Source organism: Radiobacillus deserti (genome assembly GCF_007301515.1).
GTDB lineage: Bacteria > Bacillota > Bacilli > Bacillales > Amphibacillaceae > Radiobacillus > Radiobacillus deserti.
This window is the reverse complement of sequence record NZ_CP041666.1, coordinates 2,896,667-2,909,951: the sequence shown is the minus strand read 5'-3', so window position 1 is coordinate 2,909,951 and position 13,285 is coordinate 2,896,667. Positions and strand designations below refer to the sequence as shown.

The 13,285-nt window shown below is 37.5% G+C and carries 12 protein-coding genes; 9 read left to right on the top strand and 3 right to left on the bottom strand.

Translation table 11 applies throughout. From position 1 onward, the window contains the following. The first annotated feature begins 25 nt into the window (after window positions 1-25). Both FN924_RS19130 and FN924_RS15335 read left to right on the top strand, forming a co-directional pair. Window positions 26-1,897, top strand: a complete 1,872-nt coding sequence (locus FN924_RS19130) for a tetratricopeptide repeat protein (protein ID WP_228409476.1) — start codon at window positions 26-28, stop codon at window positions 1,895-1,897. A gap of 26 nt (window positions 1,898-1,923) precedes the next feature. Beyond that, window positions 1,924-2,865, top strand: coding sequence for a hydroxyacid dehydrogenase (locus FN924_RS15335; RefSeq protein ID WP_143895974.1), 942 nt, complete (start codon window positions 1,924-1,926; stop codon window positions 2,863-2,865). Between the two features lie 30 nt (window positions 2,866-2,895). Here FN924_RS15335 and FN924_RS15330 read toward each other — a convergent pair whose 3' ends face one another. After that, a complete protein-coding gene (locus tag FN924_RS15330) occupies window positions 2,896-3,372 on the bottom strand; it encodes a competence protein ComK (protein WP_158634035.1) in 477 nt (158 codons plus the stop codon). 442 nt (window positions 3,373-3,814) lie between these two features. On the opposite strand from FN924_RS15330, the gene FN924_RS15325 reads away from it, so the two are divergent. Both FN924_RS15325 and pyrH read left to right on the top strand, forming a co-directional pair. Further along, on the top strand, window positions 3,815-4,669 hold the full coding sequence (locus FN924_RS15325) for an STAS domain-containing protein (protein WP_143895970.1): 855 nt from the start codon (window positions 3,815-3,817) through the stop codon (window positions 4,667-4,669). Window positions 4,670-4,847: 178 nt separating this feature from the next. Further along, on the top strand, window positions 4,848-5,573 hold the full coding sequence (gene pyrH / locus FN924_RS15320; protein WP_143895968.1) for a UMP kinase: 726 nt from the start codon (window positions 4,848-4,850) through the stop codon (window positions 5,571-5,573). Window positions 5,574-5,735: 162 nt separating this feature from the next. On the opposite strand, the gene FN924_RS15315 is transcribed toward pyrH, so the two are convergent. Beyond that, window positions 5,736-6,221 carry a sigma-70 family RNA polymerase sigma factor gene (locus FN924_RS15315; RefSeq protein WP_143895966.1) on the bottom strand — a complete coding sequence of 162 codons (486 nt, stop codon included), beginning with the start codon at window positions 6,219-6,221 and terminating at the stop codon, window positions 5,736-5,738. A 498-nt stretch (window positions 6,222-6,719) separates the two neighbouring features. Here FN924_RS15315 and FN924_RS15310 point away from each other — a divergent pair, with 498 nt between their 5' ends. From FN924_RS15310 to FN924_RS15300, 3 genes are all read left to right on the top strand, one after another. Further along, complete coding sequence (locus tag FN924_RS15310) at window positions 6,720-6,944, top strand: hypothetical protein (RefSeq protein WP_228409475.1); 225 nt, start codon at window positions 6,720-6,722, stop codon at window positions 6,942-6,944. A gap of 429 nt (window positions 6,945-7,373) precedes the next feature. Beyond that, entirely contained in the window at window positions 7,374-8,480 is a 1,107-nt protein-coding gene (locus tag FN924_RS15305; RefSeq protein WP_143895962.1) for a two-component system sensor histidine kinase NtrB, read from the top strand. Between the two features lie 392 nt (window positions 8,481-8,872). After that, on the top strand, window positions 8,873-9,019 hold the full coding sequence (locus FN924_RS15300; protein ID WP_143895960.1) for a sporulation histidine kinase inhibitor Sda: 147 nt from the start codon (window positions 8,873-8,875) through the stop codon (window positions 9,017-9,019). Window positions 9,020-9,147: 128 nt separating this feature from the next. On the opposite strand, the gene FN924_RS15295 is transcribed toward FN924_RS15300, so the two are convergent. After that, window positions 9,148-10,011, bottom strand: a complete 864-nt coding sequence (locus FN924_RS15295; protein ID WP_143895958.1) for a hypothetical protein — start codon at window positions 10,009-10,011, stop codon at window positions 9,148-9,150. A gap of 231 nt (window positions 10,012-10,242) precedes the next feature. Here FN924_RS15295 and FN924_RS15290 point away from each other — a divergent pair, with 231 nt between their 5' ends. Both FN924_RS15290 and FN924_RS15285 read left to right on the top strand, forming a co-directional pair. Beyond that, entirely contained in the window at window positions 10,243-10,932 is a 690-nt protein-coding gene (locus FN924_RS15290; RefSeq protein ID WP_228409474.1) for a GntR family transcriptional regulator, read from the top strand. Between the two features lie 124 nt (window positions 10,933-11,056). Then, window positions 11,057-13,153: an alpha-glucuronidase family glycosyl hydrolase gene (locus FN924_RS15285; protein ID WP_228409473.1), complete on the top strand. Its 2,097-nt coding sequence runs from the start codon at window positions 11,057-11,059 to the stop codon at window positions 13,151-13,153. The last annotated feature ends 132 nt before the right edge of the window (window positions 13,154-13,285 follow it).

The window sequence follows — 13,285 nt, the reverse complement described above, 5'->3', positions numbered from 1 at the left end:
TCCGAATTGAAAGGGGACCAAAGTAGTGACCCAAGTAGGTCGAAATGATTCTTGTCCTTGTAGTAGTGGTAAAAAGTATAAGAAGTGTTGTATGAATAAGGTAATACCATTGGACTCTTTGATGGAAAAGGAATTGGAACAACTTAAAGAAGAGTTGTATAACTGGAGTTCCAATTATTATGAAGTAGAACAGGTGTTGGATGGGTATTTTGCTAATCAAGATATTGACGAGGAAACGTTAGATTTTTTAACTTTAATCATTGTTTCCTGGGTGATTTTTTCTGTGACTGTTACATCAGGGAAAACAATGGTTGAAGAATTTGTCGAAGAAAAGAAGAGTCGGGCTTCACACCGGAGTTCCGTATTAGCACTACTAGAACAATGGAAGAATACTGCTCCTAGTTTTGCTTCCGTGGTATCCATCAAAATAGGGGAATGGATAGAAATAGAAGATGTGTTTTCCTCTAAACAATCAAAGATTATTTGGGAAGAAGGAGATGAAATACTCAATGTTGGCAGCCTTCTGATAGGGCACCTTCTTCCGTTCGGTACCTTTGAATCTTATTTTCCGTTCTACGTGGAAATTACAGATGATAATGAATCCCAATCTATTATTTCCTTACTTCATGAGCTGTTTAAAAAGAGTGATAAAAAAGATAGTACAGAATTTGTAAGAGAATTATATCCCGATTTACTTATGGAGTTAGTTGTAGGTACTAAGCAATCCTTGACCGACTTTATTGAATGGGACAAGCCATCTTACCAAGAAGTTATGGAATTGTTTCTACAAAAAAATGTAGGGCTTATCTCTGGGAATGAGCAATTTATAGAAAATGTGATTGTTCTATGGAGCATTTTTTGTGAAAAGGAGAAGCCTATCATTCGAAAAGTGGAAGTATATGCTTCTATGCTTCATTACTTCATGGTTCTTATACACGATGAATATGTTACCCAGAAAGAGATTGCTGAAAAATACGGTGTAAGTGTTCATGCAATGGTACGTGCACTTGATAAATGGGACAATGTTCTTCGAGAGGAAATTCCTGCTTTTTTAGCGGGAGAGTCAGTTGATGGGGAGAACGCAATGCTAGAGGGGAAAGACATATCACCTGCGGAGCAAGCTGAAAAACAAATTCACTCTAAAAAGAAGAACAAGAAAGAATTAAAACAAACAGCTGCTGACCTTATCATGCAAGCGTATGGCGCCTCTCCCAAACAACAATTGAAACTTATTAAACAAGCATTAGAACTTGATGAAGACTTTGCAGATGCATACACTATGCTGGGTGATTCTCAGACAGATCCTCACAAGGCACTCTACTACTATGAGCAGGGAATCGAAGCGGGAAAGAGAGCACTCGGGGAAGCATTCTTTAAAAATGCAGAAAACCTTAAGGATATGTGGCTCCATTTTGAAGCACGACCCTTTTTACGTGCTAAGTTTAACTACGGACAGGTACTTTTTAGTCTTGGACGAGTTAAAGAAGCGGTGGCAAATTGGTGGGAAATCCTGTCTATGAACGAGATGGATAATCAAGGGGTAAGGTATGTGCTGTTCCAAGCATTAATCGTTAATGGTGAATCATTAGAAGCAAAAAACTTAATTTTAAAGTATGAGGAAGAAGAAACAATGGAAGGCGCATATAATCTTGTTTTGGTGGAAATTTTGATGCGTAGTGACCGACAAAAAATAGATGAGTTACTCTCAATTGCAAAAAAAGTGAATCCTTATGTTTTGGACTACCTTACAAAGAAAAAGAAACTTCCAAATAAAATACCAACGGCGTATAGGTTTGGTAGTGAAGAACAAGCAATGATTTACGTTGCGGAGTTTGGATACTTATGGGATGCAATCCCTGATACTATAAGGAAACGATTCATTCTATCCTATTCTTAAACACTGCGTTAAAAGGAGGTCAAATCATGAACATCCTTATCACTGAATTCATTTGGCCAGACGGCATCCAGATACTGGAGTCATACGGAACGGTACGCTATGATCCTGATCTTTGGAACAACTATGATTCCATGCTGGAACAGCTTGAACGTGTGGATGCATTAATTATAAGAAATCAAACGAAAGTAGATACCACGTTACTGAAATACGCTCCACACCTTAAAGTGATTGGAAGACTTGGAGTAGGACTAGATAACATTGATGTAGAAGCGGTAAAAAATCATGATGCTACGATTGTCTACGCGAAAAATGCCAATGCAAATTCGGTAGCGGAGTACGTGTTTGCGGCTATGTTTGATGCTTCGAGAAGGCTGCACGAGGCAAATGAAGATGTTCAACTAGCACAGTGGAATCGTAAACGCTTTACCGGTAGTGAGCTTGCGGGGAAAACGGTAGGATTAATCGGCCTTGGCGAAATTTCTAAGCGGGTTGCAGTTCGTGCGAATACCTTTGGTATGAGAACGCTAGGGTATTCTCCCTCGGCATCCACGTATGATTTTTCAACCGAGCTTGGTGTAGCGATTGCTAGCTTAGATCAAGTATTGGAAGAGTCAGATTTCGTATCGATTCATATACCTCTTACCCAAAAGACGAAACATTTTATGTCTAGCGAGCAGCTACATAAAATGAAGAAAAGTGCTTATCTAATTAATACGTCACGTGGTGGAATTGTAGACGAAATGGCTTTATTAGACGTTGTCAAAACTCAACAAATCGCAGGCGCATATGTAGACGTTTTAGAACAAGAACCAGTTCAGGAGAGGAATCCATTACTACATCAGCCAAATATTAGGATAACCCCTCATATTGCAGGATTAACGGAAGAATCCCAGCTTCGAACATCCATCTTAGTGGCAAATGAAGTAGGAAAGGTTTTACAAGGAAAGCCTTCCGCCTGTTGCGTGTAAGGAGCTCCCTTCAGTGGAGCTCCTATCTCGTTATTGTACAAGCATCTTTGTAAACTTATAGGATCGAAATAGTTGTCTTTCCAATATGTAGGAAGACTCTTTCATTTCGAGAGTTTGTCCATCCTTAAAGACAATAGTAGTCAAGTATTCCTTGTTGTTTCTCTGTTTGGAAATCTTCTGAACAAATGAGACGTGATGATAAAAAATCCATGAACATTTATCCGATTTTGGGGATTTACTTGGGAAGGTGATGATTTCTTTAGCTTCGTCGAGTAATATTGGAACCTTATGACTGAAACCAGTTCGTTTTAGTATAGCCTTTCGTCTGCCAGTAAGGGTGGACCAACCCTGAATACAAGCATGCTCAATGAGCTCAAGCGGAGTTTTCTCAATGTAAATCATTTTTCCACCTGTTTCGATGGCGAGTGTTCGATACTCCGTGTGGAATTTTGGGACTAGGGCCATGGTCATTTCTGTAATTTCATAATTAGACAAAATATTGTCCATCATCATTTCTCCTTTTATATGAAATTTTAAAAACAAACAGAGCTAAGAAATCTTATTCGGAATGAAGGGATGGATTGCACGGAACGGTGGAATTTTCTAAATCGTGCTGAAGAATGAATAAGAGGTGAAATAATTTCAATTTAAATTCCTTTTATGGATATAAATGTAAATTACTAATTCTTCCATATCATACTACAAAAACTCACAGAAATCTAGGTGATATAGTAAAAAAATGTAAGTTTGTTTTTAGGTTGATAGACTGCACGCTTACCTCGCATGAGCCATAGGTTAGAGTCTTGTCATCTGTCTTACAACCGAGCCGTGCATTCTTTCTTATTGTCTCTAGTATTCATTCATTGTCTTTCCTTCTTTCCTTTGTTACCCTTGATATAGAAAAAATATTATTCCTATAGTGCGTGTATAGGGAGTCGGGAGGTTAAACATGTCAAAAGAAAAGAATGTACTTCAAACCCTTACTTCCTTTACTTCTCTTCAGCAAGTCTCATCTTCTCTTCTTAAAAGTATCGCAGAAGTATTCGATGTGAATACTGTGTATCTTGCGCAGAGAGAGCCGAATCAAATGAATGTACTAGATGCTTATAATTTACGGGAAGATATTGTTCAAAAAGGGATGCTTGTTCCATACAAGGAATCTTATGGTCAGTTCGTCATGGAAGACGGAGATATGGAATTTACTTCTTTAGATTTAACCTCTGATGAAAGAACAATGCATATCGAAATTGGAAAAAAGCTTGGTTTGAAAACGTTTGTAGGTGCCGGACTATTTGACCGAGAAGGTAACCCTTTTGGGACATTATGTTTAGTAGATACCGTCGTGAAAGATTTAGGAGATCAAGAGATTTCTCTATTTAAACATATTGCAGGACTATTAAGCTATCTCATAAGCTTGGATCAAGCGAATGAACGAATTGAATTGTTATCCACGCCAGTTGTACCCATTTTTAATGGCATTGTAGTACTGCCTCTTATTGGAATTTTCGATGAACACCGAATTGATTCTCTCACCAACAAGATTCTCCAATATTGTTTTGAGCATAACGTTGATTATTTTCTCCTTGATCTATCTGGTATCAGTAATGTGGAAAAAGGACTTTTTGTACGGCTTCGTACCATTCTAGATTCGTTCCTATTAATGGGTGTTACTCCTGTTTTGACTGGAATTAGACCTGACATGGCTTTATCTCCAACATTTTTTCATGAAGGCTTCTCAAGGGTAATGACAAAGCCTAGTGTTGAATTAGCATTACAAGAATTAGGGTTTGTTTTAGAAAAATAGCGCTTGCTTTTTCTCTAACCAGCTTTTAAAATAGCATAAGACTATAAAGCGAGGAGGAAGAAGGATGCTTGCAAAGGGTGTTGAAACGATTCAAGCTCCTTCTTTCTTTTGTTAGAACTAAAGGATTCTATCCTTTAGTTCTTTTTTTATGCTTTTAATAGAAAAGGGAGGCCATTTTATGTACAAACGGGTTATGTTGAAATTAAGTGGTGGGGCTTTAGGTGATGAGACAGATAGTTTTTCTCATGAAAAACTCGAACATATTGCACAAGAGGTGATTGAGCTTGTGGATAAAGGGATAGAAATTTCTATCGTTGTTGGAGGAGGGAATATCTTTCGCGGGAATCTAGCGGTGGAATGGGGAATTGATCGTGTCGAAGCAGACAATATCGGCACGATGGGAACCATTATTAATAGTTTGATGCTTCGTGGGGTGTTAAAAAGCAAAACAGATCGCGACGTTCGAGTTATGACTTCCATTCCGGTTACAGCTGTCGCAGAACCATACATTCGATTACGAGCGATGCATCACTTGGAAAAAGGGTATATTGTGATCTTTGGTGGTGGAAATGGCCAACCCTTTGTCACGACGGATTATCCGAGTGTGCAACGAGCAGTCGAAATGAACTGTGATGCAATCTTCGTTGCAAAGCAAGGGGTTGACGGAGTATATACTATGGATCCAAAAAAAGATCCTAGTGCTAAAAAATATGAAAAACTTAACTATAACGATATCGTAACCCAAAACATAAAAGTCATGGACCAGTCCGCCTTACTCCTAGCAAGAGACTACGAGCTTCCTGTTCATCTATTTGACTTTGATGAGATTGGGGCTATGCGTAAAATATGTGAAGAAAAATCGATAGGAACGATAGTTTATAAGGGGGAAACAAAGTTAGTATGAGGAAGCTGGGAAATCTAGAATGAATGCAACTCCGCTTTCCGCGCAGCGTTGGACTAGCAGTCATCCAATATGTAGGAACAAAAGTCGAACCTTTATTCGTAATTGTTTTAAAAATAAAGGTTCGGCATTTGCTAGTATTATACTTTTGTCCCACACTCTTTTCTAACTAAACAGCTTTTTCAATTTAGGCTTTGCACGTCTGCCCCAGTTTTTTACAGCATCTATGCTGACGTTTTGTTCACAGGCAATTTCTTTTATGGATTTATCTTGGAGGATATGCAAGTAAAACCAGTTCCATTGTACCGGGGTTAATGATCTTCTTATTTCTCTGATTAAGTATGGATCAAATTCGAGCTCTACTTCCTTTACTAGTGAATCTCCTTTCATAATCGCTTTAAAGTATTGTTCCTTTTCCATTTTTCTATGCTGTTGCTTCATTAATCCGATTAAAGCTTTTTCGATTAAAAAGTACGCGTAACTAGAGAATTTCCCACGTTTTGGATTATAGGATTGACTAGCCTTCCACAAAGCGATGATACCCTCTTGATAGAATTCTCCGTCCGTATCGCGGATTCCTAGCTTATGAATTAAGTAATACACCATATTTTCATAGTCTTCTAAAACGTGCCTAAACTCTATTTCTCTCATAATAGCCTCTTTCTATAAAGGCGCCTTTATATGTAATTCCGCGGTAAAGATAGGGTAATAGAAAAATAGAGCGAAGGCATGTAATGAAAAATTAATTTTCTCTAGCAATAATTCAAGTAGTTAAGCCAGTATTCTCAAATTTTCAAATGCTAAATAATATAAGGTATAGAAGAAACATGAAAAATCTATGAAATGTGACGTCCGTCAATCGTTCTATGACGAAAAACTGTAATAGAACTAGAAAAATCGTTTGACAATTCCAGAGAGAAATAGCAAAGAAACCCTATTGTTTGACATACTTCCAATATTTTTTTACCATTACACCTAAAATGTGAAAAAACTAGACGTTTTTCACATCTCGGATTCTGCCTGTTTTCCTTGTCCAATAATGTTTTTTTGGATATAATGTCTGAGTGACATTCAAGAAATCGGCATATAGATAAAAAGGGTAGAATGACATTCTTTCTATCCTTTTTTGTTCATAAAAGGTCAGTGTAAATGGGAATGGCGGACATCAAGGTAAAAAGATTAGTAGATTTTATGGTAAAAGGGGATGAGGCTAGTTCTTGGAATTTGATTTCCCAATTGGATATGGACAAGAACAGCATCTCCTATTCTGAAGATGTCCTTGCAAAGGTAATGCTTCTCGTCGGAGAGCTTTGGGAAATGAACGAATTGACGGTGCAGATGAGCATGTGGCCTCAAATTTGTGCAGTCTTTTGATGGCGCGGATTGAAATGGAATGTCAAAATGATTCCTTATCCGATAACCAGGGAAAGTCATGTTGTTTTGTGTGGAAGGGGAAGAGAGTACTCCCTTAGGATGAAGATGGTATCCAATGTATTTAAAAAAATGGCTGGGATACCCGGTTCTTGGGGGCTAATTTACCCATACATGCCGCAATTATCTATGCTGAAAAATGGAGACCGGATGTTATTGGTGTGTCATGATCCACCATTTATAATCTCTCCGTATTAATTGAGTACCTAAATGAGTTAAGTCAATTGGACTACAACCCGGAAATTTTAGTAGGAGGGAGAATCACAACTTTGTATTCCTTGGAAAGCTATTGTCCTGAACGTGTTACGATTGTGAAAGATCTATATAGGCTTGAATCTTTGATTCAAGAAAATAAGTTGTGTACTAACATACATGCAGTTAGCTCATAAAACGATTAAATTTATCCCATTCCCTTTTTTTGTTATCGATGAAGAATTTCAGATACTGGAAGTTTCTGAAAAATCGATGGAGCAATTCCCAACTGTTCATAGCTTTTTAGACTTAGTCGATCTAAGTAGCCGTAAAAAGGCAGAGCGTTTTATGAATCCTGTGGTATCGAGGAACAAAGTGGAGCTCAACTTAATTACAAAACACCAGTCGTTATTACTTTTTGATGTTTATACACAATGGGAGAATCAAGAAAGATTGTTTGTTTTTTGTGTGGAAAAGCAAGAGAGCATTCAAGCAATTCGGTCCATCATTCATAAGCTTGAAAAACAACTGGAAAACGATGATTTAAGTCTTCAAGAGAAACAAGAACAATTAGAAATGACAATCCGCAATATGCAACAGGTTGTGATTCATCACGATAACCTTTCTAATATTGGAAAAATAGCTTCCAGTATCGCGGAAGATTTGAAGAAGCCACTAATAAGTGTGAGAGGCTTTCTTCAATTGTTAAAACCGTATCTTGTGGAATTAGGTAAGGATCATTATGCGGATATTGCACTTGATGAAATTGATCATGCGAATAATTTAATTTATCAATTCCTAGATGCCACGAATATTTCCTTGCCGCAAAAAGAGCAAGTAAATATCCAAAAGCTTCTTATGGATGTGGTAGAGAAGTCCGAAGCTGCAGCATATAGTGTGAATACTGAGATTAAATATATGAAAGAGCAAATCTTGCCGGTAATGAACATAGACCGAAAACAAATAAAGCAAGTTCTTTTAAATCTAATTCAGAACGCAATGGAATCCATAAAAGTTAGTGCGAATAAAGACAATGGAAATGTTGTCATCCGTACCGAGCTTACGGAAAAAACAATTGAGATTTCAGTACGTGACAATGGTATTGGGATGGACCGGGACACGGTAAAAAGAATTTTCACCCCATTCTATACAACTAAACGGAAAGGTACTGGAATTGGTCTAGCTTTATCCTTAAAAATCATCGAGAATCATGGTGGTCTTATTGATGTGTTTAGTGAACCAGATCAAGGTTCCACTTTCGTTGTTGTTCTGCCATTAGATGAATAGAAATAGAAATGAAAGAACGTATATGTCGTTCATTCTACCTTTGAGACATATCCCGATCTTTTATCGGGAGGATAATCAGTATTATCTAGAAACGCTTCTAACGGCTTAAAAAGTGGACAACCTAAAAGTCTTCTTGGACTACACCGAGTGGTTAAATCGTTTATTAACGAGTCGAGGAATGACCTCTGATCACATTCGAGACAACTTCATTTGGTTGAAACAGGCGCTTTAAGGTGTAGGGAAGCATTTTACCAAGCTTGCCTATCAAAAGCCATTTTATTGTTAAAATAACGCAAGGTGCGATTTAAATACAAACATGAAGGATAGACCTTTACACCATGAAAACACTGTTTCAATATGGTCTAGATCAGTGAAAAAGGGGTAAAAGAAAAGTGTTAAATATTTCTGATAAACAATTAATTGAAGCTTACTATAGTGCATTAGAATTAGCGCTGGAGGATGATTTTATCGCGCTATTAGAGGAAGAAATTGAGAAGCGAAACCTTTCAATTAAGATTAAGAAGAAGAGCGTGAATTAAGTATAAAGCGCGTAAGATAGAAAGAGGACAGAAGGTATGTTTAGATACCATCTGTCCTTTTGTTATAAATCGTGAGGAGCTTTCTGGGCATCTTTTGTAGATACTCCTACAGGTACAAGTTATTTCTCCTAATCAGAGAACTCCATTATTAGGTCTAATGCTTGATTTACATTTTTCGCATCTTTTCGAATGGCGGCAATTAGTTTCGTATTTTCTTGAAAAGGAATTCCTGTAAAAAGGGACGTATCGGTTAGTTCAACCCCGTATAGATGCTCTGTGTCTGTTGTTTGGGTTTGGGAAAAATGTAATTTTCTTTTTTCTGCTAGTGAAACGGAACTTATTTTATCAAGGGGATAGAACATTCCCGAAGAAACATATGCTTCAAAATATTTCAAGTCCATGATATACATGTCAGGTTTTTCTGTTGCTAATTGTACAGCACTTTTTTGCTGGATGCCGATATCACTTTGAGTAGTTACTTTTAGTGGAGAGTAACTATAGATGGCATTAACCCGCTTCCAACTAGGAAACCTTTCTAAAATGTTTTCCTCTAGTGTTGTTTCCACATCCTTTTCCGTAGTTAAGCTTGAAGGGATAAAAGACCCGAAAAACATCACCTCTACATGAATACGGGGAAGACTTGCCAACTTTTTTTGGTTCTCCTGATGGTCGATAACGGCTTGAATGCCCCAAAAAAGGATTAAAAGGAACAGAAGAACAGCGATCGAATGAAGCTTGTAGTAATAAAAGAAATGCGACAGTTTCTTTTTTATGCTCTCAGACCCTTTGGTAGGTTCGGGTTTGTACTGTTGGTGACGTTTAATAGTTTCGTAGGCACGGGTAATTGATTCCATGTCAAATTCATCATTGTTCGCTTGCCCATTTATGATTGCATTATGTTTTTTTATCCATTTTTCAAACTGATACTCGATTTCTTGCTCGGTTGCGTCCTCCGATATGCCTAACCATTTATAAGCTTGATTTAACTTCATTTCCATACTCCCCACTATTATTCTCGTTTGTAAACCATTCTATTGTGTTCATTGTAAAGTTATAGACTTCATGTATGCAAGTCCATGAGAAAAAATACAAAACTGGTAATTTGTTCAAAAAAATTTCAATGAAAGGATTGAAATATCCTACAAATCATTTTATAATGAAAATGCAACTACCATACTAGTATAATTAAAGTGTAAGATTAGTATGATTGGATGGAAGGCGAGGTGGAGGAGATTTCAACGACTGAAACGAAAAGAATTAATGGGTCAACAAGAGATTTTGTTTACGAAACCATCAAAGAAAAAATTATTAACTGGGAACTTGAACCCGGAACAAAAATCTCTGAAAAGGATATTGCGGATCAGCTAAAAGTAAGTCGAACTCCGGTGCGCGAAGCATTTTTAAAACTAGCACAAGAGGAATTGTTAGGGGTATTCCCTCAAAGTGGAACAATTGTTTCTCAAATTGATTTGGCATTAGTAGAAGAAGGACGATTTGTTCGGCAGAAGATTGAAAAGGCTATTATTGAAGAGTTTTGTTTAACATGTGATAAAGAACAACTATTCCAATTAGAAAGCAACTTAACTATGCAAGGACTTTGCTTAGAAAAAGGCTCTCATCACCATTTATTTGAGCTGGATGAAGAGTTTCACCGCATCATGTTCGAAGGGTGTAATAAACTAAGGACATGGAGAATGATTCGTCAGATGAATAGTCATTTTGATCGTCTGCGGGTACTCCGTTTAGCATCTAATTCAGATTGGGATGGAGTTGTGTCACAGCATCAGAAAATCTTTGAACATATCAGTAATAAAGATGTAGAAGCGGCAATAAAAGAAATTAGTGACCATCTCGATCTAGTGAATTATGAAAAAGATGAAATTAGGTCACGCTATCCAGGTTATTTTAAATAAATGAAGAACTATAACTGGAGTATTTTTACAAGTGGAGTAGCAGGTCGAAACTACTCCTATACTTGGCCATGGTTTGTAAGCGTTCTCAAAAAAGGTGACGAATTATTAGGAGGGAATCTAGTCTATGAGTAGCATATATAAAGAGGGGATGGCAACGACTGATAGAGCTGAAGCATATGCCTGTTGGCTACAATATAAGAAAATAGAGGATGTAAAATGGTTAGATAATTATGCTTCTTATTGCTTAAACATAGGAGTTGTGGGAACATCTGAAATTATCCATTCGGCACTGGATGAATTAAGCCTTGCTTTTCACTCCATGTTTGGAAAAAAACCGACCGTTACACCTCATGTTGATTCTGAAACCTCAATTATTATAGGAACCTATCAAGATATGATTGAAGAAGAGTTTGCGCTTGAAACGGATGTTTTTCAAAGTCTAAATGATGAAGGATACATTTTGAGAACTGTGAATCATCTAGAAAAAAACTGTGTATTACTTGTAGGGAAAACCGACAAAGGTGTGCTATATGCAACCCATCATTTATTACGTCTTATTCAAGCTAGAGAGTCACTTCATCAATTAGATATTGTTGAATATCCTAAAAATCAAATTCGAATGCTTAATCATTGGGATAACATGGATGGTAGTGTAGAGCGTGGATATTCAGGAAACTCGATATTTTATGAAAATAACAAGTTTACTACTAACTTGGAACGCATTAAAGACTATGCCAGACTGTTATCAGCTGTTGGTGTAAATTCAATCTCCATTAACAATGTGAATGTATGGGAAAAGGAAACATACTTAATTACGAGAAAATTATTACAAGATGTCACAAGTATTGCCGACATTTTTCGGGCATATGGGATTAGATTATTCCTAAGTATAAACTTTGCAAGCCCGATGGAATTGGGAGATCTATCTACTGCTGATCCGCTAGATAACAACGTGAAAAGCTGGTGGAAAGACAAAGTGAAAGAAATCTATCAATATATTCCTGATTTTGGAGGATTTATCGTAAAAGCAGATTCGGAGCATCGTCCAGGACCATTTTCATATGGCAGAGACCATGCAGATGGCGCTAACATGTTAGGTGAGGCGTTGGAGCCATTTGGTGGAGTTGTTGTTTGGAGATGTTTTGTGTACAACTGTATGCAAGACTGGCGTGACCGCTCAACGGATCGTGCTCGTGCTGCATATGATCATTTCAAACCATTAGACGGGAAATTCAAAGATAATGTGATCTTACAGGTGAAAAACGGGCCGATGGATTTCCAAGTAAGAGAGCCGGTGTCTCCAATGCTGGGAGCTATGGAAAAAACGAATCAAATTATAGAATTTCAGATTGCTCAGGAATACCTGGGTCAACAAAAGGATTTAGCGTTCCTTATTCCGATGTGGAAAGAAGTACTAGACTTTGACACATATGCCAAAGGAGAAGGCTCCACTGTAAAAAAAATTGTGGATGGTTCTTTGTATGAGTACACGTATAGTGGAATTGCTGCTGTTTCCAATATTGGGGACGATATCAATTGGACCGGAAACACACTGGCACAAGCAAACTTATTTGGGTATGGTCGCTTAACATGGAATCCTAATTTATCATCCGAGGAAATCGCCAAGGAATGGGTTCAAGTAACGTTCGGAAATGATCCAATAGTCGTTGAAACAATTAGCACAATGTTATTGGACTCCAGAGAGATTTATGAAAATTATACGACTCCCCTTGGAATCGGTTGGATGGTTAATCCAAATCATCATTATGGTCCGAATGTCGATGGCTATGAGTATTCGAGATGGGGGACGTATCACTTTGCTGACAGAGATGGTATAGGTGTTGACCGTACAATCGAGACTGGTACTGGCTATGCAGGACAATATTTTTCACCGAATAAAGAAATGTATAATTCATTAGCAGATTGTCCGGATGAGTTATTGCTGTTCTTTCACCACGTACCGTACACGCACCGCTTAAAGTCTGGAGAAACCGTTATTCAACACTATTATAATACCCATTTCAAAGGAGTAGAGCAGGTAGAGGATTTACGGAAGAAGTGGTCGTTACTTGAAGGTAAAATAGACGAATATCGTTTCCATAATGTAAAAGAGCGACTACATATGCAGTTAGAGAATGCCATAGAATGGCGCGATCAAGTGAATACGTATTTCTATCGAAAATCTGGCATCCCTGACGAAAAGAATAGAAGAATCTTTTAGGTGAGCAATAGGAAGATGGTTTGAACGGAATATGTTAATTATTTCGATATTTTCGAAGGATCGAAGCAAGCGGGGCTTAACATGTGCTAAATCCGTTACTATAACCACTTAAAAATAAGGAGATGAATTTAT